Here is a 26,623-nt window from a genome sequence, read left to right as displayed (position 1 = left end):
TGACGCCCTGGGCGCCGAGTTCCTTGATGCGTTGCATGAAGGGCTCGTACGAGGAGCGCGAGGCGCCGGCCGTGTTGCGAGCGATGATCAGGCGGACACCGACGTCGCGGGCGTAGGGCAGCCCCCTCATCAGGAAGTCGAGAGGGTTGCCGGCGCTCGTGGCGACCAACTCGTAGTCGTCGATGATGACGAAGAACTGCGGACCGTTCCACCAACTGCGCTCGCGTAGTTGCCGCGGGGTGACCTCCGGGCCAGGGGCTCGGTGTTCCATGAGGGTGCTCAGGGCGTCCATGTGCATTTCGAGCGCGGGGGCGGCAGGGGCGTACTCCAGGAGGTGGGAGTCCGGTACGGCCTCCAGAAGCGTACGGCGGTAGTCGCCGACGATGATCCGTGCCTCGTCGGGGGTGTAACGCTGGCTGATCTGCTGGGCGAGCAGGCGTAGCAGAGAGGTTTTGCCCGATTCGCTCTCGCCGAAGACGACGAAGAACGGATCGGAATCGAAGTCGATGAAGACCGGCTCCATGCGGTCCTCGTCGATGCCGATGGGCAGACCGAGGTGCGGGTTCTCAAAGCTCTTGGGGAGGCGGTCGAAGGGGAGTTCGCGGGGGAGGACGCGGACCTCGGGGGCCCGGGGGCCGGTCCAGTGGGTGTTGACGGCGCGAACCAGGGCCGCTGTCGATTCAGCGGGTCCGGTCGATGCCGGGCTGGTCGATGCCGGGCTGGTCGATGCCGGTCCGGTCGATGCCGGTCCGGTCGGCGCCGGTCCGGTCGGCGCCGGTCCCATCGGCGTTGGTCCCATCGGCGTTGGTACCGACGCCGAGGATGCGGTCGTGCCGGTCGTGGCCGGCTCTGTCAATGATGGGTCGGCCGTCGGTCCGTCCGCCTCCGGCCGCAGGACGCCGCCGATCCGAGGTTGCGCGGCCAAGAAGTGCAGCCGCTCGGGGATCTGGCCGCGACCCGGTGCGCCGACCGGGACGTTGGCCGCCACCTTACGGTCGAAGTCCGAGTCCAGCGGATCGCCGAGGCGCAGCTCCAGACGGTTCATGAACTGGTCCTTCAGCGCGGCCCGTACCTCCATGTACCGGGTGGCCGACAGGATCACATGGACGCCGTAGCCCAGTCCCCGCGTCGCGAGGTCCATGACGACGCCCTCGAACTGCTCGTACTCCTGCTTGAAGGTGCCCCAGCCGTCAATGACCAAGAAGACGTCCCCCCAGACCTCGTCAGGGAGCTCACCAGCTGCCCGCCGCTTGCGGTAGCCGGCGATGGAGTCGACGCCGCGCGTGCGGAAGAACTCCTCGCGGTGGCTCAGCACTCCGGTGGCCTCGGCGACCGTACGGCGCACCCGGTCCGGATCGAGACGTGACGCCACTCCGCCGACATGCGGCAGCTCCGATATCCCGCTGAGGCCTCCGCCGCCGAAGTCCAGGCAGTAGAACTGCACCTCGCGTGGGGTGTGGGTCAGAGCGAAGGACGCGATGAGCGTACGCAGCAGGGTGGATTTACCGGACTGCGGGCCGCCCACCACCAGCAGATGGCCTGCGGCGTCCGAGAAGTCGCGGTAGAGAATCTCGCGCCGCTGCTCGAAGGGCTTGTCGACCAGCCCGACCGGGACCACCAGCCCGCCCGCCCCCGGATAGTCCGGGGAATGCAGACCACGCGCCGGCGAGACGGCCAGCGAGGGCAGCAGTTCGTCGAGTGCGGGGGAGGTGCCCAGGGGCGGGGGCCACACCTCGTGCGCGGCCGGCCCCTGATCCTCGAGGCGCCGGACGATGACGTCCAGGACCGTGTCCGACAGCGCGTCGCTCGGGTGAGCCGTAGTGGTGGCGGGTGCGGGCGCGGCATAGGAGACCGGCACCGGGGCGGCCGTGAACAGCGTCGGCCGCCGGTCCATTCGCCGTGAGCCGCCCGCCCCGTCGTCCGCCAACGCCTCGGCGGTGCGGTACGGGCCCGAGACGTAGGCGGCCTTGAAGCGCACCATCTCGTCCGTACCGAACTTCAGATAGCCGGAACCGGGCAGCGACGGCAAATGGTGAGCGTCCGGCACGCCCAGCACTGCCCGGGACTCCGTGGCGGAGAAGGTACGCAGGCCGAGTCGGTACGACAGGTAGGTGTCCAGACCGCGTAGCCGCCCCTCCTCCAGCCGCTGGGTGGCCAGCAGCAGATGAACGCCGAGCGACCGGCCGATGCGGCCGATCTGAATGAACATCTCGATGAAGTCCGGTTTGGCGCTGAGCAGTTCACTGAACTCATCGATGATCAGGACGAGCGATGGGACAGGTTCCAGCGGCGCCCCCGCGACCCGCGCCCGTTCGTAGTCGTGGACATTGGCGTAGTTGCCCGAGGCACGCAGCAGCTCCTGGCGGCGCTGCAATTCGCCCCGGATCGAGGCCTCCATACGGTCTACGAGCGTCAGGTCGTCCGCGAGGTTGGTGATGACCGCCGAGACATGCGGCAGGTCGGCCATGCCGGTGAAAGTCGCACCGCCCTTGAAGTCCGCCAGGACGAAGTTGAGATGCGCCGAGGAGTGGGTGACGGCGAGCGCCAGGACCAGTGTGCGCAGCAGCTCGGACTTTCCGGAGCCGGTCGCGCCCACGCACAGACCGTGCGGGCCCATACCGCCCTGCGCCGCCTCCTTCAGGTCCAGCAACACCGGTTCACCGTCCTCGCCGACCCCGATGGGGACCCGCAGGCGTTCGCTCGTCATCCGGGGCCGCCAGGTTCGGGCCACGTCCACGGAGGAAGCGTCGCCGAGGTCCAGCAGATCGGTGAAGTCAAGCTCGTCCAGGAGCGGCTCGTCGTTGCTCCCGGCACCGACGCGCAGTGGCGCGAGCTGGCGGGCCAGGGCCTCGGCCGCCTCCAGGGGGAGCACGTCCGGCTCGCCTTCGTAGACCAGTCCTGCGGCGGACTCCAGGAACAGCTTTTCGGGGTGTACGTCGAGCGACAGGCTGCCGCGCGGCTCGTCCAGTTCCCCCGAGACCACTTCGGCGACGGTGACGCCCTGGATGCCATCCGCGCTCGCCAGCAGGGAGTCCGGCGGGACGGTGCCGCCGTCCAGCACGACGAGAAGGTGAGGCGCGTCCAGGACGGGCGATCCGTCCGGGGTGAATCGGGGGCGCTCGGAGAGCGGGCTGCCCTGGCCGCCTGAACCGTGCGCCGCCAGAAGCTCCTCCAGCTCGAGCGCGTCCCGGCAGAACAGCCGCCGGGTACCCGCCCCGTCCAGCGTCCCGGGGATCTGGGAGTGCGGCAGCCACTTGGTCCATTCCCAGCGTGCGACCGCTTCCCGTCCGCCGGCCAGGACCGCCACAGCGAGGTCCTCCGGCGAGTGAAGGGTGACCAGCTGGCACACCAGCGCGCGTGCGGTGCCCTGGGCCGTGGCCGGGTCCCCGGACACCGTGAAGTGGTAGAAGCGGCGCAAGGACACCGCGACCGGTAGCCCGTCCACCGCGCCGTACAGCATCAGGAACCGCTGCATCGCGCCCGCTGTGAGCGGCTCCAGCTCCTCGATCAGCGCCGTGGTCGGGGCCACCAGAGGTGTCGACAGCTGCTGGGGACCGACACCGATACGGGCCTGCCCGAAGTCCTCGTCGCCGACCCTGCGTTCCCACACCCGGCTGCCCTCCGCTGCCACCGCCCAGAGCTGGTCGGGCGCGGGGTGCAGATAGAGCAGCACCTCGAGTTGTGCGCGGGCCGTACGGCGGACACCGCGGCGCATCTGCGCGAGGTACCTCAGGTAGTCGCGGCGTACGCCCGCCGCCCGGCCCTCCGTCCCGCGCCGGAAACGCACGATCTGGGCGGCGACGGTCGCGAGGGCCGAGGCCAGCATCAGCCAGCCCATGACGCGCATGAACGGACCCGCGCCCGAGTTGAAGAAGTAAACCATCGATCCGCCCATGCCGAGCAGGGGCACCAACTGCGTCAACAGTCCTTGCTGCTCGCCGCGCGGCAGTTCGGGGGGAGAGCTGAGCTCGACTTCGTCCGTGGGAACGGTCGGCGGTAGCGCCCGTGGCGGACGCTTGACGAGAATCTGGCTCACCGGGTGGTCAATCCCCCTTCTGTGGTCTCCCGTGCAAGGAGCGAGATCCGTGATGGCGTCGCACCGGCACTCCGGCGACGCGATTCCCCGAACCCGGTGAGCCTATCGACACGGGGTGTCACCATGTGGTGGCACCCCGGCGTGTCGTGCGTATGAACAGGAAATCTCCACGGCTTCGGGAGGGAGAAGACCATCGTGCGTCGTGCACGGTGGCTCCTGCGCCGTCCATCCATGAAACTGGGGGCCGAGAACTGAGCTTCCGGTGATACAAAGTTTTCCCGCTCCCGAAATGTCATCGCAGAGCGGGATCTTCCAGTGGACTCGCCGAAGAGGTAAGCGCTGATGTCGCAGCCGCCCCAGCCCCCCGACCAGCCACCGTCCGGCGGTTTCGGCGCGCCGCAGGATCCCGGCCAGGGCGGCGAGCCGTCCAAGGACGGCTCCGGCACATCACCGCGGCATCCGGCCCCGCCTCGTCCGCCCGCGCCGCCGGCCGTCCCTCCGGCGCCTCCGGTGGGTCCACCGACGGGCCATATTCCGCCCCAAATATGGGACACGGGCGCGTTGCCGTCGGGCCCTCCCGCAGTGCCCGGAGTCCCGGCCCCTCCTCGGTCCGATCCCGCCAACCCATACGCACAGAACCCGTACACCTCCGTGCAGGGAGGGTCCGGGTACAGCGGTATGTACACCCCACCGCCCGGTCAGCCCTACGGCACGCATCCCTCCGGGGGCGGAGGCAGCGGCCGGAACACGAGACGCAAGGCCGTCGTCATCGGCGCGGCCGTGGCAGTGCTGCTCGCGACGGGCGGCGGGGTGTACGCGGCGGTGAGCGGTGGTGACGATGACAAGAAGCCCACCGCTACCTCGACGACCACCCCCGCTGGTCAGGACCGGCAGGACTCCACCCCCGAGCCGACCGGAAATGGTGAGAGTTCCGGCGGTCGTGACCGTGGCGAAAGCGAGAGCGACCCCAACGATGTGCGCCGAGCCGGCGAGGCGAAGGTCCTCTACCAGACGCCGGCGCCCGAGGCCTCCAAGAAGGGCCTCGATGTGCCCGGTTTCTGGGTGATGAAGGGATATGTGGTCAAGGCGGTCGAAGACAAGATCGTCGCCTACCAGGACGACGGCACGAAGAAGTGGACGCTTTCCCTGCCCAGGGCCGTCTGTGCGGCGCCCAACTCCACGACCGACGGCGAGGTCGTGGTCGCCTACGAGGGCCATGGAAAGGACTCGTGCAGCCAACTCGCCCTGATCGACCTGGACAAGGGGGTCAAGGTCTGGGACCACGACGCTCCCGAGGCGGGCTCCTTCGGCGGCGGCCACACCAGCATGGGCATGGCCCAGCGCGGCGATCTCGTCGGCATGTCCTGGTTTGGCGGTTCGGCCGTCATCAGAGTCCACGACGGTAAGGAGGTCGCCCTCGAAAAGCCGAGCCCGGGTTGCTCCGTCGACGGTTACGCGGGAGGGAAGGCGCTGCTGCGCGCCTACTCCTGCACCAATGGCACCGCCAAGCTGCAAAAGGTGGCGTCGGACGGCACGATCACATGGACCTATGTCGTCCGTAAGGGCTACAAGGTCGACAAGATCTTCTCCACCAGCCCCGTTGTGATCGCCCTGAGCGACCAGGACCGCAAGGCTGGTGGCATTCTGGTTATATCGGACAGTGGTAAGGAACGGTCGGCCCTGGCCGTGGGGAAGCAGTCCTACCAGCCGCTGTGTGGAACGGACCTCTTCGGCACCAATTTGGGCAGCTGTCAGGGCGTCGCCGCCTCCATGGACACCTTCTATCTGCCGACCGAGATGACCCAGGACAGCGCCGGGGGCTCGACGAGTGAGATCCACGCCTTCGACCTGGACAGCGGGAAGAGGAAGTGGGCGGCCAAGGTGGCCGGCCGGATGCTGCTTCCGCTGAGGATGAACGGCAAGAATCTGATCGCCTATGAGGAGCCCTCATACGACCAGGCCGGTCTGGTCGTCAGCATCGGCCCGGACGGCGGCAAGCCGAAAACCGTGCTGAAGTTGCCCCAAGCCACCCGCGAGGCGGAGAACGGCTTCTACTCCGCCACTCACGACTACCGGAACGGCATTTTCTACATCGCCTCGAATCGCATAACGGGGACTGAGGGCACCAGCGAGAAGCTCATCATGGCCTTCGGCTCCTGAAGGTGAGCCGAGCGCCGAACACTGCCGGAGAGGGCGGCCACCGACCGGCGACCACCCTCTCGTTCACGCTCATCGGCCCCTCATGCTCCTCAGCTCAAGTCGAATTCGCCGTCCCGCGCGCCCAGCACAAAGGCACGCCACTCGGCCTCCGTGTAGCGCAGCACGGTCTCGGGGTCAGCGGAATTCCGCATGGCCACTGCCCCGTTCGGCAGATAGGCGATCTCCACCCGGTCTTCGGAGGTGCTGCCAGGTGCGCTGAGCCACTCGACACCGGAAATGTCGAGGGCGTACAGCTCTTCCTTCTCTTTGGCGTCGGCCACTGGTGGAGAACCCCTTCGGATACCGCGGATAACATCCCGCCCGGCCTCCGGGCGGGAGGCGAGGGCGGGCCACTGCGCCCGGACTCCCGCCACGTCTCACAGTGTTGTCCACAGCGCGTGAGGCGGCAATCGAACATGGCGACAAGGGGCCCCGGTAGGGTGGCGCCGCGCGCGGAACGCGGGCGGGGCGACGGGATGGATCGAAGGCGGGGGGCCTTCCACATGGGTGCGGACTACAGCTCGCAGAGAACCGAAGGCATGACTGAGTCGGTACGCCGTCCCGGCCGCCCGGATCGTCCCCGCGGTCACAGGGGGCGTTTGTGGAGCCGCTGAGTCAGAGTGATCCGCGGCGGCTCGGCCCGTATCACGTCATCGCGCGGCTGGGACCGGACGTGGGTGAAGTTCCCCCTTTGGAGCGCCACTTCATCGCGCGCAGCGCGGCGGGGGACCGTACGGTCGTCGTCACCGCACCGTCGCAAGAGCTCGTGGACGACGTCGCGCACCGGGAGCGCTTCCGCGCGGAGGCGGAGAACGCGCGGCTTCTGGGCGGCGGGCGGCCTCCGCTGTGGCTCGCTCCCGTTGTCGAGGTATCAGGCGGGGGCACCGGGCAGCCGTGGAGCGCCACGCCGTTCCTGCCGATGCTGTCGCTGCTCGCCGTGCTGGAGGCGAACGGGGGGCCGCTTCCCGTGCGAACGGTAAGGGCGTTGGGAGCGGCGCTGGCCGAGACGCTCGCGGAGGTGCACACCGCGGGCTTCGCCCACGCGGGTGTCGCACCGGGCACGGTCTTCCTGGCGGGGGACGGCCCGCGGCTGGTGGGCTACGGCGCGGTGCGGGCCGCCGCTCCGGACGGTGAGGCGCGGGCGGGGCTCCCGGGGCTGGAGGACGACGCCCTGCCGCCGGAACAGGCCGAGGGCGGGCGGCCGCGGCCGCTGGGTGACGTATTCGCGCTGGGCGCGGTGCTGGCGTACGCGGCGACCGGGCGACGGCGGCCGGACGCCGAGGATCTGCCGGAGGAGTTGCGGGGCGCCGTGGTCCGGTGTCTGGCCCAGGATCCGGCCGACCGGCCGACGGCGCGGGCGCTGCTGGACGAGCTGATGCGCGGCGTAAGCGTCCCCCTTCCCCCAAGCGCGGTGAGGGCGCCCGCGAGTCCCTCGCCGACGGTTGTCGACGCGGGATCCGCGGATCCGAACGGTGGCGTGGCGTGGGGAGCGGGCCCGGGATCGACCGCCCTGGACGGCTCCGGTGGCATCAGCCGAGCCGCGGGAGCGCTGGGGCCGGGATGGCTGCCGGGGCGGGTGGTCGCCGCGCTGTCCGAGCTCTCCTCGGCGGTGCTGGCGGCGGAGATCGAGTCGGCTGAGGCGCCGTCCCCGGCGACGGCGGACGTGCCAGTGGGGCCGGGCACCGCCGTGCACCGGACGTGGGCGGAGCGCGGCTCCGCGTCTTCGGCCGTGCCCGGGCCCGGGCCGGTGCGTGAGGCCGGGACCGCGGCCAGGAGCGAGGGTGCCTCGTCCGGGAAGAGCTTCGTTCCGTCCCTCAGCCCTTCCCGGCGCCGCCTCCTGCTGGGCGTCGCCGGCGGTACGGCCGGAGTCGCCGTCGGCGGCGGGGCCACGTGGCTGGCGACGGCCCCGGATGCGCCCGCACCGCTCACGCCGGCCCAGCGCCTCGCCGCCCACCGCCCCAGCCGTCGGCTTCCGGGCGCGCCGCCCACACCGCTGTGGCGCTACGACGTCAAAGGGGTGGCGTCGACGTACGCCCCGCTCATCTGGCGCGACGCGGTCGCCGTCCTCACGGGGAAGCGGGCGCTCGTCGGGATCGACCTCCGTACGGGCAAGCGGCTGTGGACGCGCGATGGACTGCGCCCGGCGGGTCAGCCCTGGGTGGCCGATGGGGACGCGCTGGTCGTCCCGGGGGACGGGCTGGTGGCGCTGGAGCCGCGGACCGGTCGGGTCCGCTGGCGTTCGAGCGACTTCCGGCAGGGTGCGCGGAGCTCCTTCACGGGGCTGCTCGCGGTGGACGGGAGCACGGTCTGGTTCACGGCGACCGTAAGGGGCGAGCGCGGAAACGGAGACCGCGTCGTGGTCGCCTACGACGTCCATGAGCGCGCGGAGTTGTGGCGCGGACCCCTCGCGGCGGGTTTGAACGAGGGACATCTGCTGAAGGACGCGCTGGTGGTGATGGCCGGCGCTGACCGGGAGGGGGCGGGACCCAAGAAGGCCGTCGCGCTCAGCCTCGACCGCGGGAAGGAGCTGTGGCAGCGGGTCTATCCGGGCATGACCACGAAGGGGCTCGTCACCACCGACGCCCGTCGCACGCTCATCGTGGCCCTCGGAACCACCCTGCGGGGCTTCGACGCGGCCCAGGACGAGGCCGCCCTGTGGTCCGTCGGTTCCAAGGGGAAGGGACCCAAGGGCCGTCCCGCCGACTTCGGGCTTCCGCTCGTCCATGGGAAGACCGCGTATGTCGCCGACGGTGGTTTTGCCCTCCACGCGATCGAGGCGGCCACCGGCGAGATCCGGTGGCAGCGCGGCTATGGCTTTGTGATGAAGGCGCTCGCGGCGCCGCGCACGCCCGACACCCTGGTCAGCCCGGCTGGGCGCAGGGTGCTGATGGCCGGTGACGCCGAGGTGGACGCGTTCGACGCCGAGGACGGCTCCTTGCTGTGGCGCTTCACCGACACCGGTGCCGATCCCGGCCCGCACTCCCAATCGCCCCGCCGTAAGGTCGCGTTGACGGATAACAGGGTCGTCGTCGCCGGGAGCGGAAGCGTCTACGCGCTGCCGCTCGATTAGGAAGGACGCATGGAACCGCCGATTCTGGACCGTCGGACGGGACGGACCGATCACGACACTCCACAGCGCACCGACCACGACGGGGGACAGCGGATCGGTCCGTATCGAATCCTCGCCACCCTGGATGTGCCGGGGCACGCCGATGACGCGCGCCGCTGCCTCGCCCGCGACGGGCGAACGGGCCGTACCGTCGTCCTGACGCTGCCGCCCGCGGTGTCGGCCGACGACGCCGGATACCGGGTGCGGTTCCGGGCCGAGGCCGAGAACTCCCGTCGGCTGCGTGGCCCTTGGGTGACTCCGGTCGTCGACGTCGCCCCGCCCGACGCGGAGCTTCCCTGGGTCGCCCACGACTGCTTCCCCGCCCTGACGCTGCCCGCGGCGCTGGCCGCGCACGGCGGGCCGCTCCCCGAGGACGCCGTGCGCGCGCTGGGCGCGGCTCTCGCGGAAACCCTCGCGGTCGCCCACGCCAACGGCCTCGTCCACGCCGGGATATCGCCACAGGCGGTGCTCCTGACGCGGGACGGCCCCCGGCTGACCGGCTATGGGCTCGTCCGGGCCGCCACCGGCATCCACCCTGCCGCACCTCATGGAGACCGCTCGGCGACCTCGCACCCCGGCCGCCCGGCCATGGCCCACGGCAGCCCGGCCGCGCTGCCGCCCGAGCAGCGGGCCGGTGAACCGCCGCGCCCTTACGGTGACGTCTACGCACTGGGTGCCGTGCTGGCCTACGCCGCGACCGGCCGTAAGGACGCCGGGCCCGCGGCCTTGCCTCCGGGGCTGCGCGAGCCCGTCGCCGTCTGCCTCTCCCCGGACCCGGCACACCGCCCCCAACCCGACGCGCTCGCCCGGGAGTTCCGCTCGACTCCGGCGCCCGTCTCCCCGGGCCGCCTGCCCGACGCCGTCGAGGCGGCCCTCGCCGAGCAGGCCGCGCACCACCCCGCCGACATCCCGCCACCGGACCTCGCGGAGCCCGCCGGCCACCCGTCTGCCGCGGGTCGACGGCCGTCCCGGCGCTCCGTGGCCGTCACCGCCCTCACCGGCGCCGCCGGACTGGCCCTTGGGATCGGCGGAACGGCCCTGTGGCGGGCCGTGACGGACGATCCGCCCGCTCTGCCCGAGCCCCTCGCCTTGCGCGGGGTCGCCCCCGCTCCGCTGTGGCGCCGCCGTATCGAGACCGAGATCGACGGCCCACCACTGCTCTGGAGAAACAGCCACCTGCTTCTGCCGGGCGCGGGCGAGGTGACGGCGGTGAGGGTCCGCGACGGGAAGAAGATGTGGACCCGTGACAACGTCTGGGGTGTCGGCGACCTCAGTTCGCTCGGCGGTGACCTTGTGCTGAAGCCGGGAATCAGGGAGCTCATCGCCCTGTCGGCGCGCACCGGGCGGGTCAAGTGGGTGGAGCGGGCCTACGACGGCGAGAAGCGCCAGCGCTTCCGCTATCCGCTGGCAGCCGACGGGAGGACCCTCTGGTTCCTGGCCCAGGATCAGGAGAAGACGGCCACTGTCGTCGCCTATGACCTCAGGACCCGCAAGGAGCGGTGGCGCACTCCGGTCCCCGGCGGATTCGGTGGCTCCGAGGAACACTCCGCGGTGCTCCGCGAGGACTCCCTCCTGCTGTCGAACCGCAGCGGGTCCGCGCCCGACACCCCGTGGACCTATCTGGCCCTCGGCCGGCGCGACGGCGCCAAGCTGTGGACGCGGACCTACAAAGGCGTCCTCACCGTCGCGGACGATCCGACGGAGATCGTCTCCGGGGACCTCCTGATCACCTTCGCCTCGGACGTCATCTCCGCCCACGAGATATCCACGGGCAGCAGTCGATGGCGCTTCAGCTGCGAGGACTTCCTGTACACCGATGGCGCGCTGCACGGCCGGACGCTCTACGTGACCGACGGCGACGCCGTCACCTACGCCATCGACGTGACCCACGGCAGGCTTATCTGGCGCCGCCGGGCGGCCCTTGACGCGGCCTCCCCCATGTCGGAGAGCGAAACAGTGCTGAGCCACTCCGGCCGGACCGTGTTCCAGGTCAACGCCTCGGAGGTGGAGGCGCTGGACGCGGCGGACGGCTCACTGCGCTGGCGCTTCGCCCCCGCGGCCGAGGGGGCGTCGGCCGGGGCCCTCAGCGGTTCCGTCCTCACCGCGCCCGGTGTGGCCCTCGTCAGGAACGACCAAGCCTTCTACGCACTGCCGGTGGACTGATACCGATGGCCCATCCCCTCACCCATGACGACCCCCAGCGCCTCGGTCCGTACACCCTCGTCGCTCGCCTCGGCAGCGGCGGCATGGGCACGGTGTACCTGGGACGCTCATCCGGTGGCCGTACGGTCGCGCTGAAGACCATGCACGCGCGGTTCGCGGCGGAGGCGGAGTTCCGCACCCGCTTCCGGCTGGAGACCGACGCCGCGCGGGTCATCGGTGGACGGCACGGAGCACAGGTCATCGACGCGGACCCGCTCGCCCCGACCCCCTGGCTCGCCACCGAATACGTCCTCGGCCCGCCACTGGACGACGCGGTAGCGCTCTGTGGCGCCCTGCCCGAACGAGCCGTACGGGCGCTGGGAGCCGCCCTGTGCGACGCGCTCGCCCAGCTGCACCGGTCCGATGTGGTCCACCGCGACCTCAAGCCCTCCAACATCCTGCTGACCGCACTCGGCCCCAAGGTCATCGACTTCGGCATCGCCCGCGCGGTGGGTGATGACCGGCTGACCCGTACGGGCGCGGCGGCCGGAACGCCCGCCTATATGTCGCCCGAACAGGTCTCCGGTGGTGAACACACCGCCGCGGGCGATGTGTTCGCCCTCGCCGGAGTGCTCGTCTTCGCGGCCACCGGCCGCCCGCCCTTCGGCGGCGGACAGCCCGCCGATCTGCTCTACCGGGTGCGGTACACCGACCCCGACCTGTCCGGGCTGCCGGGGGGATTGCGCACCGTACTGGAGCCGTGCTTCGCCAAGGACCCCCGGCAGCGGCCCGGCACGGCCGAGCTCGGGTCGCTGCTGCACGTCGGGGGAGGCCACTTCGCCGATCATCTGCCGGACCCCGTCCTGGCGGAGATAGCCCGGCTGGGGACGGCCGTATGGGAGATCCAGCCGTCCAGGACGCCCGCGCCGGTGGACGAGGAGACCACGGCCGGTGTGGACCGGCCGCGCGGGCCGTCCGGGATCTCCCGCCGTAAGGCCGTCACGATCGGAGGTGGCGGAGCCGTCGCGGCCATCGCGGCTGCCGCCACTTGGGCCTGGCTCCGCCCCGACGACGATGCGAGCGGTACCGCGGCCCCGGCGCCCGCGTCCCCCACACGTCCGCCCGGCACCCCGCCGCGCATGTCCTGGAAGTTCACCCCGCCCTCCACCACATCCATGGCCGAGTGCGCGGTCCTCGTCGCCGGGGACCACACCGCGATCATCGCCGACACCGGGCTGTACTGGATCGACCCCGAGACCGGAGCCAGGCGCGGCGCCAACGACCTGGTGACGAAGGCACAGCACGCCGTCTCCGACGGGCGACGGCTGCTCGCCTGTGATTCCAGCGCGGATCATGTACGGATCGCCCCGGTGGATCCTGGGACGGGCAACTTCCGGACGCCGCTCGCCACGGTCAAGGCCCTGGAGGTCGACGACGTACGGTTGCTCGCCGCCACATCGGACGCGGTCTTCCTGGAAGGGACGAGCCGTAAGGGCCTTGTGCGTGTGGCCATCGACGCGCGCACGGGGCAGGAGCGGTGGCGCCGGGCCAGCGACACCCCCGAGTTCCAGGACCCCCTCGCGACCCCCGCGGGCTCCTCGCTCGTGCTCTCCTTCCGCGAGCGGGTCACCGTGGTCGGCGCCGCCGACGGCAGGCGCCGCTGGTCGAAGATGCTGGCCAAGGAGAGCTACCGCATCCTTCCGGGAACGCAGCGCCACACCTTCTCGGGCGGACTCCTCTACACCGGCGGGAAAGACCTCTTCGCCGTGCGGCTCTCCGACGGCGAGGTCGCCTGGCGGTTCGGCGAGGGCCGTAAGGCCGGCGACAAGGACGAGCCGGACTCCGCGCGATACGGACCGCCCCTGCTCAAGGACGGCGTGGTCTACAGCCTGGAGACGGGCACCGGGCTGGTCGCCGTGGACGCCAGGAGCGGAAAGCTGCTGTGGGAGCAGAAGAAGGGCACGGGCCCCGCGCTCAACTTCCAGCCTCCGCCCGCCCTCGGCACGAGGTACCTCTACGCCTTCCCCGACGTCGGCACCGACCAATGGGCGGCGGCGATCGACCTCCGCGGCCACAAGGCGGCCTGGACGTTCCAGGGCCCGGGCACCGCCATGGCCTCGCTCAACCCCACCATGACCGTCCACCGGAGTGCCGGCCGGCTGATCATCGCGGGCGGCTCCACGGTATGCGCCATCCCCCTCGAATGACCGGGACCCGGATTCGTCCCATCCGCCGTCCCACCTCTAGGAGCCTCCGTCCATGAACCCTCTCGGCACCGGCGATCCGCTGCGCCTCGGCCCGTACCGACTCACCGGCGTGCTCGGCGCGGGCGGCATGGGCCAGGTCTACCTGGGGCGGGATTCCGAGGGCCGGATCGCGGCGATCAAGGTGCTGCGGCCCGAAGTAGCCCACGACCCTCATATGGCCCAGCGTTTCGTTCGCGAGGCGCACGCGGCCCAGGCCGTGCGGGGCGACGGGGTGGCGCGGGTGCTCGCGGCGCGGACCGAGGGCGGGCGGCCGTGGATCGCCACGGAGTTCCTCGCCGGGCCCACGCTCGACCAGGCCGTGGAACGGTACGGGGCCCTGGAGGAGCCCGCCGTAAGGGCGTTGGGCGCCGCGCTCGTCCGTACGCTCCACGACATCCACGGTGCCGGGCTGGTCCACCGCGACCTCAAACCGTCCAACATCGTGCTGACCTCCCGCGGCCCGAGGGTCATCGACTTCGGGATCGCCCGGCCCGAGCACGGGCTGACGCTGACCACCACCGGGCAGACCGTCGCCACCCCCGGCTACGCCCCGCCCGAGCAGGTCCTGGGGCAGCGGACCGGCCCCGCGGGCGATGTGTTCTCCCTCGGGGTGGTCCTCGCCTACGCGGCGGGCGGGCGGCCCGTCTACGAGGGCGGCCATGTGGCCGCCGTGCAGTACCAGGTGGTACACGGCGGGCCGGAGTTGGGCGCGGTGCCCGGGGCGCTGCGGCCCCTGGTCGAGCCCTGTCTGGCCAAGGACCCCGGGGCCCGCCCCGGCCTCGACTGGATCGGCCGGACGCTGGCGCCGCCCCGGGGCGCGGACCGGGTCTGGCGGAGCGGACCGCTCGCGCAGGACATCGCGCGGCGCGAGGCGGACGCCCGGCGCATGGCCGCCCTGCCCGGCGACCGGCCGGGCCCCACCCGGCGGCGGCTCATCGGCACGCTCGCCGCGGGCGGCGCCGTGCTCGCGGCGGGTGGCGGAGGCGTCGCGTGGTGGCTGCTGCGCGGCGACGAGGCGGAGGCCGGCGGGCGGCCCTGGGAGGCCGAGCCGCTGGCCCACTACGACGAGGGGACGGCCCCGTCGCCCCTGTGGGGCCCCGTGAGCCTCGGATCCATCGGCGTCGCCGATGCGCGGATGCCCGCCCCGCTCCCCGTTCATGACGTCGTCGTGGCCCCGGCCGAGGACGGTCGTCTGCGGGCCCACGCCGTCCGCACCGGCCGGGTCCGCTGGACCTCCCGGGCGGCCGGACTGACCGGGCGCCTCCTCGCCGTATCCGATGACACCGTCCTTACGGCCGACGGCAAGGGCGCGCTGTACGCGTTGGACGCCCGGAACGGGGAGGAGCGGTGGAAGGCGCCGGCCGCGGACGCGGCGACGCTGCTCGCGGTGGACGACAAGGCCGTCTACGTCGCCACCCGTGGCGGTGAGTTGCGCGCCGTCGCGCTGACGTCTCGTACGCCCCTGTGGACGGTGCCCTCGCCGGTGAAGACCTCCGAGAAGAGCCCGGCGGCGGCCGCGGCGACCGACGGCCATCTGGTGGTCTGCGGTGGAGACGGCCAGGTCGTGGCGCTCGACGCCGCCCGTGGGAAGACCGTCTGGGGACCGGCACGGCACGGAACCACGGCCCTCGCCCCCGCCGTCGCCGACGGCACCGTCTATCTGGGCGGCCGCTCCCTTACCGCGCTCACGCTGTCCACGGGCGAGAAGAAGTGGGCCCAGCCCAGTGGTGGCGGGCGCGGCTGGAGCGCACCCGTCGTCGCGAAGGACGTCGTCTACGCCGTGGACGCCACCGATCTCTCGGCCCGCCGTAAGGACGACGGAACGGACGCCTGGACGCTCACGTTCGCCTCCGAGGACAGCTCGCGGGACGCCCCGGTGATCGCGGGCAACAGCGTCTGGGCGGGCGCCGGGGAGGCCGGCTCACGAGGCGTCGCGGCGGTGGACATCCGCGGCGGAAGCCTCGCCTGGCCCTACACCCAGGGCACCGAGGGCCGCTGGGCGCTGGCCGCGGCCGGCAACCGCGTCTTCATGCTGCACAACGGCACGCTCACCGCCATGCCCGTTTTCTAGCCCCGGACACCCTCACCAGCCCACCCCGACTCGCCCCCCACCAAGACGCTGGTACCCTGTGTCCTGGCCGTTTGCGTACGCGTCCCCGGAGGCTTCGAGTCTCGGGAGACAGCGCCCAGCGGACCCCGCCTCCCGAGTCACGGAAGATCCCCTGAGACAACGACCAGGGGCACTCGGCGGCTGATGACGAAAGCAAGGAGTACCGAGTGTCGCTCGACGCCGCTACCAAGAAGCAGATCATGACCGAGTTCGCCACCAAGGAGGGCGACACCGGCTCCCCCGAGGTCCAGGTCGCGCTGCTCACGCGCCGCATCTCCGACCTGACCGAGCACCTCAAGACCCACAAGCACGACCACCACTCCCGCCGGGGTCTGCTGCTCCTGGTCGGTCAGCGCCGCCGCCTGCTGCAGTACCTGGCGAAGAAGGACATCACGCGCTTCCGTGCGCTGGTCGAGCGCCTGGGCATCCGCCGGGGTGCGGCGGGCGCCAAGTAAGACGCCAAGGAGGGAGCGGTTCCCGCGACGGGGGCCGCTCCCTTTGCCATACGCGGCGCCGTACGGTTTCAGCCAAAGGTGAGCCAATGGTGACCCGTATGGTCTTCGCGCCGGTACGTAGCGTTGTCGCTACGTACCGTAGGGGCCGGACAATGCAGCCGTCGTGATGACGGCCGAAGCTTTGTAGTCTGGTCCCAGACAACGCCATAACGAACGAGGAGGAGCGCCTCATTCCCGCCGCACCGGCGCCACAGGAGCCGGTCCTCGGTAGTGGCTCCCGGAACTGGCAATTCCGGTGGCTTCGATCGAAGACCGGCCCGGCCGCCGGCCAGTAAGGCCCGGGGCGCTGCTCCACCACCGTCCACCGTCACACGGACGAGGGACGCAGAAGAGGAGATTTCCCTGGTGGAGAACGAGACCCACTACGCCGAAGCGGTCATCGACAACGGCACCTTCGGCACCCGCACCATCCGTTTCGAGACGGGCCGCCTGGCCCGTCAGGCCGCCGGTTCGGCCGTGGCCTACCTGGACGACGACACCATGGTGCTGTCGGCCACCACCGTTTCCAAGAATCCCAAGGATCAGCTCGACTTCTTCCCGCTCACGGTCGATGTCGAGGAGCGGATGTACGCGGCGGGGCGCATCCCCGGCTCGTTCTTCCGCCGTGAGGGCCGCCCCTCCGAGGACGCGATCCTCACCTGCCGTCTGATCGACCGTCCGCTGCGCCCGTCCTTCAAGAAGGGCCTGCGCAACGAGATCCAGGTCGTCGAGACGATCATGGCGCTCAACCCCGACCACCTCTACGACGTGGTCGCGATCAACGCCGCCTCCTGCTCCACGCAGCTGGCCGGGCTGCCCTTCTCGGGCCCCATCGGTGGCACCCGCGTCGCCCTGATCAAGGGCCAGTGGGTGGCCTTCCCGACCCACTCCGAGCTCGAGGAGGCCGTCTTCGACATGGTCGTCGCCGGCCGGGTGCTCGAGGACGGCGATGTCGCGATCATGATGGTCGAGGCCGAGGCCACCGACAAGACCATCCAGCTGGTCAAGGACGGCGCCGAGGCTCCCACCGAGGAGATCGTCGCCGCCGGCCTGGAGGCGTCGAAGCCGTTCATCAAGGTCCTCTGCAAGGCGCAGGCCGACCTCGCCGCCAAGGCCGCCAAGCCGACCGCCGAGTTCCCGATCTTCCTCGACTACCAGGACGACGTCCTGGAGGCGCTCACCGCCGCCGTCCGTGACGAGCTGGCCCAGGCGCTGACCATCGCGGGCAAGCAGGAGCGCGAGACCGAGCTGGACCGCGTCAAGGGCGTGGCCGCCGAGAAGCTGCTGCCGCAGTTCGAGGGTCGCGAGAAGGAGATCTCGGCGGCGTACCGCGCGCTGACCAAGGCCGTGGTGCGCGAGCGCGTCATCAAGGAGAAGAAGCGCATCGACGGCCGCGGCGTCACGGACATCCGTACGCTCGCCGCCGAGGTCGAGGCGATTCCGCGGGTCCACGGCTCGGCGCTGTTCGAGCGCGGCGAGACCCAGATCCTGGGCGTCACCACGCTGAACATGCTCCGCATGGAGCAGCAGCTGGACACGCTCGCGCCCGAGACCCGCAAGCGCTACATGCACAACTACAACTTCCCGCCGTACTCCACCGGTGAGACCGGCCGCGTCGGCTCCCCCAAGCGCCGCGAGATCGGCCACGGCGCCCTGGCCGAGCGGGCGCTGCTGCCGGTGCTGCCGACGCGCGAGGAGTTCCCGTACGCCATCCGCCAGGTCTCCGAGGCGCTCGGCTCCAACGGCTCGACCTCCATGGGGTCGGTCTGCGCCTCGACGATGTCGCTGCTCAACGCCGGTGTGCCGCTGAAGGCCCCGGTCGCGGGCATCGCCATGGGCCTGATCTCCCAGGAGATCGACGGCGAGACCCACTACGTCACCCTCACCGACATCCTCGGTGCGGAGGACGCGTTCGGCGACATGGACTTCAAGGTCGCCGGCACCAAGCAGTTCGTCACCGCGCTGCAGCTGGACACCAAGCTGGACGGCATTCCGGCGTCCGTGCTGGCCGCGGCCCTCAAGCAGGCCCGCGACGCCCGGCTGCACATCCTCGATGTGATGAACGAGGCCATCGACGTCCCGGACGAGATGTCCCCCAACGCGCCGCGGATCATCACCGTGAAGATCCCGGTCGACAAGATCGGTGAGGTCATCGGCCCCAAGGGCAAGATGATCAACCAGATCCAGGAGGACACCGGCGCCGACATCACCATCGAGGACGACGGCACCATCTACATCGGTGCCGCCGACGGCCCGGCCGCCGAGGCCGCCCGCGCGACCATCAACGGCATCGCCAACCCGACCATGCCGGAGGTCGGCGAGCGCTACCTGGGCACGGTCGTGAAGACCACCACCTTCGGTGCGTTCGTCTCCCTGCTCCCGGGCAAGGACGGCCTGCTGCACATCTCGCAGATCCGCAAGCTCGCCGGCGGCAAGCGCGTGGAGAACGTCGAGGACGTGCTGCAGGTCGGCGCCAAGGTCCAGGTCGAGATCGCCGAGATCGACCAGCGCGGCAAGCTCTCCCTCATCCCGGTCCTCGAGGACGAGGAGGGCGCGGACGCGGACGACTCCCAGGCCGAGGCCAAGCCCCAGACGAAGGACGAAGCCGCCAAGTGACGTCCCGCGACGACGGCACGACGGCCCGCACCTCCTCGGAGGCGCGGGCCGTCGCCCGTACCCAAACGCTTCTCGAGGGCGAGAACGGCATCGGCACGGTCCGCAGGACGACCCTCCCCGGGGGCCTGCGCGTCGTCACCGAGACCCTGCCCTCCGTGCGCTCGGCCACCTTCGGCATCTGGGCGCACGTCGGCTCGCGCGACGAGACCCGTACGCTCGGCGGAGCCACCCACTATCTGGAGCATCTGCTCTTCAAGGGCACCCGGCGGCGCACCGCGCTGGACATCTCCGCGGCCATCGACGCGGTCGGCGGCGAGATGAACGCCTTCACCGCCAAGGAGTACACCTGCTACTACGCGCGGGTGCTCGACACCGATCTGCCGCTGGCCATCGACGTCGTCTGCGACATGCTGACCGGCTCGTTGATCAACGCGGCGGACGTGGACGCGGAGCGCGGTGTCGTCCTCGAAGAGATCGCGATGACCGAGGACGACCCGGGCGACTGTGTGCACGACCTGTTCGCCCACACCATGCTCGGCGACACCCCGCTCGGCCGCCCGGTCCTGGGCACCGTCGACACCGTCAACGCCCTGGGCCGCGACCAGATCGCCCGCTTCTACCGGAAGCACTACGACCCCACGCACCTGGTCGTCGCCGCCGCGGGCAACGTGGACCACGACGACGTCGTACGCCAGGTGCACGCCGCGTTCGACAGGGCGGGCGCCCTGTCCCGCAGCGACGCGGCCCCGGTCGCCCCGCGCGCCGGCACCCGTGCGATCCGTACGGCCGGCAAGGTCGGGCTGCTGAACCGCAAGACCGAGCAGGCCCATGTCGTCCTCGGCATGCCCGGCATCCCGCGCACCGACGACCGCCGCTGGGCGCTCGGAGTGCTCAACACGGCACTCGGCGGCGGGATGAGCTCCCGGCTTTTCCAGGAGGTCCGGGAGAAGCGCGGCCTCGCCTACAGCGTCTACTCGTACACCTCCAGCTTCGCCGACTGCGGGCTCTTCGGCGTCTACGCCGGCTGCCGCCCGAACCAGGTGCACGACGTCCTCAAGATCTGCCGCGACGAGCTCGTCCAGGTCGCGGAGAACGGCCTGAGCGACGAGGAGCTGCGGCGCGCCGTCGGCCAGCTCTCCGGCTCCACCGTGCTGGGCCTGGAGGACACCGGCGCGCTGATGAACCGGATCGGCAAGAGCGAGCTGTGCTGGGGCGAGCAGATGTCGGTGGACGACATGCTCGAGCGGATCGCGGAGGTCACCCCGGACGAGGTGCGCGAGGTGGCGCGCGATGTACTGGGACGGCGTCCTTCGCTGTCCGTCATCGGCCCGCTGAAGGACAAGCAGGCGGCGCGTCTCGACGAGGCCGTCGCCTAGCCCGTCAGTCGGTTCAGTCCGTACGTCGGTTCAGTCCGTACGTCGGTTCAGTCCGTGCCAGAGCCTCCCGGATCGAAGGAAACAGGATCGATGAGCAAGCTGCGTGTGGCCGTCCTCGGCGCCAAGGGACGGATCGGCTCCGAGGCCGTACGAGCCGTGGAGGCCGCCGAGGACCTGGAGCTGGTCGCCGCGCTGGGGCGGGGCGACCAGCTGCAGACCCTGGTCGAGGCGGGCGCCGAGGTGGTGGTCGAGCTGACCGAACCGGCCTCGGTGATGGACAACCTCGAGTTCTGCGTCCGCCATGGCATCCATGGCGTCGTCGGCACCACCGGCTGGACGGACGAGCGCCTGGCGCGGCTGCGCGGCTGGCTCGACGCCTCGCCGACCACCGGAGTGCTCATCGCGCCGAACTTCTCCATCGGTGCCGTGCTGACCATGCGGTTCGCCCGCCAGGCCGCCCGGTTCTTCGAGTCGGTCGAGGTCATCGAGCTGCACCACCCCAACAAGGTGGACGCGCCCTCCGGCACGGCCGCGCGCACCGCACAGCTGATCGCGGAGGCCAGGCGGGAGGCCGGCTGCGCCCCGCAGCCGGACGCCACCGCCACGGCGCTCGACGGGGCGCGGGGCGCGGACGTGGACGGGGTGCCGGTGCACTCGGTGCGGCTGCGCGGGCTCCTGGCCCATCAGGAGGTCCTGCTGGGCGGCGAGGGCGAGACGCTCACCATCCGCCATGACTCCACCCACCACAGCAGCTTCATGCCCGGCATCCTGCTCGGCGTCCGCCGCGTGGTGGCCACCCCCGGCCTGACCTTCGGCCTGGAACACTTCCTCGATCTGGACTGAGGGCACAGCGGTGCGCGCAAAGATCACATACTTCGTTCTCGCGGCCGTCCTGGTCGTCTACTTCGTGCTGGTCGGCGACCGCGGGGTGCTGCTGATCCGGGAGGGCACCCCGGTCACCGTCGTCTTCGGCGTGGCGGTGCTGGTGATGCCCCTCATCGGCGCCTGGTTCCTGTGGCAGACCACGCAGTTCGCGCGGAGCGCGGACCGGCTGGCCCGGGAGCTGGAGGCGGAGGGCGGGCTCCCGGTCGACGAGCTGGTGCGGACGCCCGGCGGGCGGATCGACCGGGACTCGGCGGACGCCGTCTTCGCCAAGCGCCGGGCCGAGACCGAGCAGTCGCCGGACGACTGGCGGTCCTGGTTCCGGCTCGCCGTGGCGTACCACGACGCCCGGGACACCGCGCGCGCCCGTAAGGCGATGCAGCGCGCCATCGCCCTGCACGACGGCAAACCGGTGCGGGCGGCCGGGGGCTGACCCCGGGCCGCCCGCAGTGGTACCCAAGCGGGCTCAGCGGTGCCGTCTTGCGGCGGTACGGCTCAGCGGCGGGCGGCGGACCAGCCCTCGATCGCGTCGGCGGCCCTCTCGAAGCTCTCCGTCTGGCCCAGAAAGTCGGCGTCATGGCTGGTGATCAGGGTGTCCGGCGCTCCGCCGCGCACGGGCTGGAGCAGCAGCGCCTGCCCCTGGACGGTGCGTGGCAGGCCCAGCCAGCGGACCGGCTGCTGGGCCGTGCGTATCGCGGCGATGTCCTGCCAGCGCACGGTGGTGCTGCGCAGGAGGCCGATCCGGCGCACCCCCTGGGCGCTCACCACGACACCGCTGCGCACCAGCCTTACGGCTGTCACGATCATCAGCGCCGCGACGCCGACGCAGACGCCCGCCGCGGGCAGCGATCCAGCCATCGCGATGATCATGGCGGAGAACAGGACGTACGAGGCGAGCAGCAGCAGAAGAGCGGCGCCCCCGACCCTCCAGGGCCCCGGCCGGTAGGGACGGCGCCAGCGGTCCGGGTCCTCGTAGCCGAGCGGGTCCGCTCCGGCCGCCGCGTCGTCGTCACGGGCGCGGTCGGCGGTCAGGAAGGGCAGGGGCACGGGAGTTCCTCACTCACACACATGTCCGGATGGGCCTGTGCTGGGTGAGGCTATCCCAGCGCCGGTCAGCGTCCGTCGGACGCCTCTGACTGCTGGATCTGGTGGGTGGGGTGCGACTGGCTGTCGAGGGCGGGTATCCCGAACATCAGCGAGCCGATGAACCCCGCGACGATCGTGAGCCCGATCAGGGTCCGGCCGGCGATCTGGGACGGTGTGGCGCGGGGGCGGGGCGGTGGAGTGACATTGCTGCGGAAACGGTCGGCTTCGGCGACGAAGGCGAACGGCACGGGCTCTCGCCGGCGGAACATCTGCGGGCTCTCCTTGGAACCTCGAATGTGAGTACTTCAATGTGTAGGACGTGTGAATGAGTGATTGGGTGCCCGGATCCGACGACTTCAGTCAAAATTTTCGGCTGAGCGGGACTGTCGGTGGTGCCCCGTAAGCTGGGCGCCGCCCTGAGCGACGCACCATGGAAGGACCCGCCCGGTGACCGAGACCCCCGCCGAGATCGAAAAGGCCAGTTTCCGCAGCGAAGTGACCGTCGAGCTGGTCAAGCACAGCGCTGCCGATTCCGATGTGTTGTGGGCCGCGCGGGTGTCCACCGCGGGCGAGCAGTCCCTCGAGGAGATCACCAAGGACCCCGAGCGCTCCAAGGGGCTGATCAACTTCCTGATGCGGGACCGCCACGGCAGTCCGTTCGAGCACAACTCGATGACCTTCTTCATCAGCGCCCCGATCTTCGTCTTCCGCGAGTTCATGCGGCACCGCGTGGGCTGGTCGTACAACGAGGAATCCGGCCGCTACCGCCGTCTGGAGCCGGTGTTCTACGTCCCGGGGGAGGCCCGCAAGCTGGTCCAGCAGGGCCGCCCGGGGAAGTACGAGTTCGTCGAGGGCACCCTGGCACAGCACGAACTGACCGGCCGGGTCATGGAGGACGCGTACCGCCACGCCTACGAGGCGTACCAAGAGATGCTGGCGGCCGGAGTGGCCCGCGAGGTGGCCAGGGCCGTGCTCCCGGTCGGCCTGTTCTCCTCGATGTACGCCACCTGCAACGCCCGCTCGCTGATGCACTTTCTGGGGCTGCGCACCCAGCACGAGCAGGCAGCTGTGCCCTCGTTCCCGCAGCGGGAGATCGAGATGGTGGGGGAGCGGATGGAGGCGCACTGGGCGGGGCTGATGCCGCTCACCCACGCCGCCTTCAACGCCAACGGCCGAGTGGCTCCGTAGCGGGCCCCGTGGCCCGGGGCCCGCTCCCCGGACGGATCACCGGGCGAAGTGTCCGTATTGCGGGGTTTCGAGAAGTTCATCTAGGCTGAACAAACGGGCCCGGCACTGCTTGAACCCCCGAGCAGGCAGTGCCGGGTCCCATCTCTTCGCACCGTCCACCGCCCCGAGCGAGCGCCGTGGGTCGCGCTACGAGTAGCGTGGAGCCCATGGCACCGACATCCACATCGCAGACCCCTTTCGGGCGGGTGCTGACCGCCATGGTCACGCCATTCACCACTGACGGCGCGCTCGACCTCGACGGCGCCCAGCGACTCGCTGCTCATCTGGTGGACGCCGGCAATGACGGACTGATCGTCAACGGCACCACCGGCGAGTCCCCCACCACCAGCGATGCGGAGAAAGCCCAGCTCGTACGCGCCGTGGTGGAGGCGGTCGGCGACCGCGCCCACGTCGTGGCCGGAGCGGGCACCAACGACACCCGGCACAGCGTGGAGCTCGCCCGCGCCGCTGAGCAGGCCGGTGCCCACGGGCTGCTGGCCGTCACGCCGTACTACAGCAAGCCGCCGCAGGAAGGTCTCCTCCGGCACTTCACCGCCATCGCGGACGCCACCGGCCTGCCGGTCATGCTCTACGACATCCCGGGCCGCAGCGGTGTCCCGATCGGTACCGAGACCATGGTCCGGCTCGCCGAGCACCCGCGCATCGTCGCCAACAAGGACGCCAAGGGCGACCTCGGACGCGCCAGCTGGGCCATCGCCCGCTCCCGCCTCGCCTGGTACTCCGGCGACGACATGCTGAACCTGCCGCTGCTGTCGGTCGGCGCGGTCGGCTTCGTCTCCGTGGTCGGCCACCTGGTCAGCCCCGAGCTGCGGGCCATGCTCGAGGCCCATCTCGCGGGTGACGTCGCGAAGGCAACGGAGATCCACCAGAAGCTGCTGCCGGTCTTCACCGGCATGTTCCGCACCCAGGGTGTGATCACGACCAAGGCCGCGCTCGCCCTCCAGGGCCAGCCCGCGGGGCCGCTGCGCCTGCCGTTGGTCGAGCTGACCGCCGAGGAAACCGAACAGCTCAAGCGCGATCTCGCCGCCGGCGGGGTACAGCTCTAAGCAAAGAGGCGATTTCTCGCACCTTCATACTTCACAACTGCATACAGACACATCAGCAAGTGCACGAATGTCACGCGCGCCATGTGCCCAGGGGGCATGTGGCGCGCGTGGTGAGGAGAGTCTTTTGAGTCATCCGCATCCAGAGCTCGGCCCTCCGCCGAAGCTCCCCGAGGGCGGCCTGCGCGTCACCCCGCTCGGCGGCCTCGGTGAGATCGGCCGGAACATGACGGTCTTCGAGTACGGCGGCCGGCTGCTGATCGTCGACTGCGGGGTGCTCTTCCCCGAGGAGGAGCAGCCCGGAGTCGACCTGATCCTGCCGGACTTCACATCCATCCGGGACCGTCTCGACGACATCGACGGCATCGTTCTCACGCACGGCCATGAGGACCACATCGGCGGCGTCCCCTTCCTGCTACGCGAGAAGGCCGACATCCCGCTGATCGGCTCCAAGCTGACGCTCGCCCTGATCGAGGCGAAGCTGCAGGAGCACCGGATCCGTCCGTACACCCTCGAGGTCGAGGAGGGGCACCGCGAGCGGATCGGCCCCTTCGAGTGCGAGTTCGTCGCAGTCAACCACTCCATCCCGGACGCCCTGGCGGTCGCCATCCGCACCCCGGCCGGCCTGGCCGTGCACACCGGCGACTTCAAGATGGACCAGCTGCCGCTCGACGGCCGGCTCACGGATCTGCCCGCGTTCGCCAAGCTCGGCGAGGAGGGCATCGATCTGCTCCTGGTGGACTCCACCAACGCCGAGGTTCCCGGGTTCGTACCGCCCGAGCGCGATATCTCCGGTGTGCTGCGCCAGGTCTTCGGCAACGCGCAGAAGCGCATCATCGTCGCCAGCTTCGCCAGCCATGTGCACCGCATCCAGCAGATCCTCGACGCGGCGCATGAGTACGGGCGCAAGGTCGCCTTCGTCGGCCGGTCGATGGTCCGCAACATGGGCATCGCCCGTGACCTCGGCTATCTACGGGTGCCGACCGGTCTCGTGGTGGATGTGAAGACCCTGGACGACCTTCGGGACGACGAGGTGGTGCTGGTCTGCACGGGCTCCCAGGGCGAGCCGATGGCCGCGCTGTCCCGGATGGCCAACCGCGACCACCAGATCCGGATCGTCGAGGGCGACACGGTGATCCTGGCCTCGTCGCTGATCCCGGGCAATGAGAACGCGGTCTACCGGGTCATCAACGGACTGACGCGATGGGGTGCCACGGTCGTCCACAAGGGCAACGCCAAGGTCCATGTCTCCGGTCATGCCTCGGCCGGCGAGCTGCTGTACTTCTACAACATCTGCAAGCCCAAGAACCTGATGCCGGTGCACGGCGAATGGCGCCATCTGCGCGCCAACGCCGAGTTGGGGGCGTTGACCGGGGTTCCGAAGAACCGTTGCGTCATCGCCGAGGACGGTGTCGTGGTGGACCTGGTCGACGGCATCGCCAAGATCGTCGGCAAGGTGCAGGCGGGATACGTGTACGTGGACGGCCTCTCGGTCGGCGATGTCACGGAGACCTCGCTCAAGGACCGCCGCATCCTCGGCGACGAGGGCATCATCTCGATCTTCGTGGTCGTCGACAGCACGACCGGCAAGATCGTGGGCGGTCCGCATATCCATGCGAGGGGCTCCGGTATCGAGGACTCCGCCTTCTCCGCGGTCATCCCGAAGATCGAGGATGCCCTGATCAAGTCGGCCTCCGACGGGGTCGTGGACCCGCACCAGCTCCAGCAGCTGGCGCGCCGCGCGGTCGGTAAGTGGGTCTCCGACAGCTACCGCCGCCGCCCGATGATCCTTCCCGTGGTCGTCGAGGTCTGACGTCACGTCTGACACACCTTCAGCACCACACCGGCGCTGAACACCCGGCGGGGCTCCTCGATTTGCATCGAGGAGCCCCGCTCCAGTACGTTTACGGCTCCGCCAGAGGGGAACCCGGGGCACTCAACGGTCTTCGGAGGAGCCCACCGGCGGGGGTGGAAATCGACTCGGAGAAATTCTGATAAAGTCGACGAAGCCGAAAGGCAAGGCCCTCCAACGGCCG

General features: G+C 70.7%; 17 protein-coding genes. 13 read left to right on the top strand and 4 right to left on the bottom strand.

The window, feature by feature from the left end:
* The coding region (gene eccCa / locus GWI24_RS14035; RefSeq protein WP_308343638.1) for a type VII secretion protein EccCa at positions 1 to 4,036 on the bottom strand (4,036 nt) is incomplete at its 3' end.
* A gap of 678 nt (positions 4,037 to 4,714) precedes the next feature.
* Here eccCa and GWI24_RS14030 point away from each other — a divergent pair.
* Complete coding sequence (locus GWI24_RS14030; protein ID WP_247616326.1) at positions 4,715 to 6,196, top strand: PQQ-binding-like beta-propeller repeat protein; 1,482 nt, start codon at positions 4,715 to 4,717, stop codon at positions 6,194 to 6,196.
* A gap of 89 nt (positions 6,197 to 6,285) precedes the next feature.
* Here the strand turns inward: GWI24_RS14030 and GWI24_RS14025 are convergent, their stop codons facing one another.
* Positions 6,286 to 6,516, bottom strand: coding sequence for a DUF397 domain-containing protein (locus GWI24_RS14025; protein ID WP_059147033.1), 231 nt, complete (start codon positions 6,514 to 6,516; stop codon positions 6,286 to 6,288).
* Between the two features lie 392 nt (positions 6,517 to 6,908).
* Here GWI24_RS14025 and GWI24_RS14020 point away from each other — a divergent pair, with 392 nt between their 5' ends.
* The 9 genes from GWI24_RS14020 to GWI24_RS13980 all read left to right on the top strand — a co-directional run bounded on the left by GWI24_RS14020 (position 6,909) and on the right by GWI24_RS13980 (position 21,643).
* On the top strand, positions 6,909 to 9,305 hold the full coding sequence (locus GWI24_RS14020; protein WP_210946282.1) for a PQQ-binding-like beta-propeller repeat protein: 2,397 nt from the start codon (positions 6,909 to 6,911) through the stop codon (positions 9,303 to 9,305).
* A gap of 9 nt (positions 9,306 to 9,314) precedes the next feature.
* Positions 9,315 to 11,507: a PQQ-binding-like beta-propeller repeat protein gene (locus GWI24_RS46185; protein WP_210946281.1), complete on the top strand. Its 2,193-nt coding sequence runs from the start codon at positions 9,315 to 9,317 to the stop codon at positions 11,505 to 11,507.
* Between the two features lie 5 nt (positions 11,508 to 11,512).
* Positions 11,513 to 13,693 carry a protein kinase gene (locus tag GWI24_RS14010; protein WP_210946280.1) on the top strand — a complete coding sequence of 727 codons (2,181 nt, stop codon included), beginning with the start codon at positions 11,513 to 11,515 and terminating at the stop codon, positions 13,691 to 13,693.
* A 52-nt stretch (positions 13,694 to 13,745) separates the two neighbouring features.
* Positions 13,746 to 15,803, top strand: coding sequence for a serine/threonine-protein kinase (locus tag GWI24_RS14005; RefSeq protein ID WP_210946279.1), 2,058 nt, complete (start codon positions 13,746 to 13,748; stop codon positions 15,801 to 15,803).
* Between the two features lie 206 nt (positions 15,804 to 16,009).
* Positions 16,010 to 16,297, top strand: a complete 288-nt coding sequence (gene rpsO / locus GWI24_RS14000) for a 30S ribosomal protein S15 (protein ID WP_020868053.1) — start codon at positions 16,010 to 16,012, stop codon at positions 16,295 to 16,297.
* A 405-nt stretch (positions 16,298 to 16,702) separates the two neighbouring features.
* Positions 16,703 to 18,952, top strand: a complete 2,250-nt coding sequence (locus GWI24_RS13995; RefSeq protein WP_210946278.1) for a polyribonucleotide nucleotidyltransferase — start codon at positions 16,703 to 16,705, stop codon at positions 18,950 to 18,952.
* On the top strand, positions 18,949 to 20,328 hold the full coding sequence (locus GWI24_RS13990; RefSeq protein WP_210946277.1) for a pitrilysin family protein: 1,380 nt from the start codon (positions 18,949 to 18,951) through the stop codon (positions 20,326 to 20,328). The genes GWI24_RS13995 and GWI24_RS13990 overlap by 4 nt, the downstream gene beginning before the upstream one ends.
* A gap of 90 nt (positions 20,329 to 20,418) precedes the next feature.
* Positions 20,419 to 21,171, top strand: a complete 753-nt coding sequence (gene dapB / locus GWI24_RS13985) for a 4-hydroxy-tetrahydrodipicolinate reductase (RefSeq protein ID WP_210946276.1) — start codon at positions 20,419 to 20,421, stop codon at positions 21,169 to 21,171.
* A 10-nt stretch (positions 21,172 to 21,181) separates the two neighbouring features.
* Positions 21,182 to 21,643 carry a tetratricopeptide repeat protein gene (locus GWI24_RS13980; RefSeq protein ID WP_020868049.1) on the top strand — a complete coding sequence of 154 codons (462 nt, stop codon included), beginning with the start codon at positions 21,182 to 21,184 and terminating at the stop codon, positions 21,641 to 21,643.
* Between the two features lie 62 nt (positions 21,644 to 21,705).
* Here the strand turns inward: GWI24_RS13980 and GWI24_RS13975 are convergent, their stop codons facing one another.
* Together GWI24_RS13975 and GWI24_RS13970 are read right to left on the bottom strand one after the other, a co-directional pair.
* The gene (locus tag GWI24_RS13975; protein ID WP_210946275.1) at positions 21,706 to 22,257 is read right to left on the bottom strand and encodes a PH domain-containing protein; all 552 of its coding nucleotides are present in this window, start codon (positions 22,255 to 22,257) and stop codon (positions 21,706 to 21,708) included.
* Between the two features lie 65 nt (positions 22,258 to 22,322).
* A complete protein-coding gene (locus GWI24_RS13970; RefSeq protein ID WP_020868047.1) occupies positions 22,323 to 22,565 on the bottom strand; it encodes a hypothetical protein in 243 nt (80 codons plus the stop codon).
* 178 nt (positions 22,566 to 22,743) lie between these two features.
* Between GWI24_RS13970 and thyX the strand changes: the two genes are divergently transcribed.
* The 3 genes from thyX (at position 22,744) to GWI24_RS13955 (ending at position 26,400) form a co-directional block, all read left to right on the top strand.
* Positions 22,744 to 23,484: an FAD-dependent thymidylate synthase gene (gene thyX, locus GWI24_RS13965; RefSeq protein ID WP_210946274.1), complete on the top strand. Its 741-nt coding sequence runs from the start codon at positions 22,744 to 22,746 to the stop codon at positions 23,482 to 23,484.
* A gap of 206 nt (positions 23,485 to 23,690) precedes the next feature.
* The gene (dapA, locus tag GWI24_RS13960; RefSeq protein ID WP_210946273.1) at positions 23,691 to 24,590 is read left to right on the top strand and encodes a 4-hydroxy-tetrahydrodipicolinate synthase; all 900 of its coding nucleotides are present in this window, start codon (positions 23,691 to 23,693) and stop codon (positions 24,588 to 24,590) included.
* A gap of 124 nt (positions 24,591 to 24,714) precedes the next feature.
* Positions 24,715 to 26,400 (top strand): ribonuclease J, encoded by a 1,686-nt coding sequence (locus GWI24_RS13955; protein ID WP_210946272.1) that lies wholly within the window; start codon positions 24,715 to 24,717, stop codon positions 26,398 to 26,400.
* Positions 26,401 to 26,623 lie beyond the last annotated feature (223 nt).

The sequence above is a fragment of the Streptomyces sp. MK37H genome (assembly GCF_018035285.1).
In the GTDB taxonomy this organism is placed as follows: Bacteria; Actinomycetota; Actinomycetes; order Streptomycetales; family Streptomycetaceae; genus Streptomyces; species Streptomyces endocoffeicus.
Note: the sequence above shows the minus strand (reverse complement) of the source record. Positions and strands in the feature narration are given on the sequence as shown.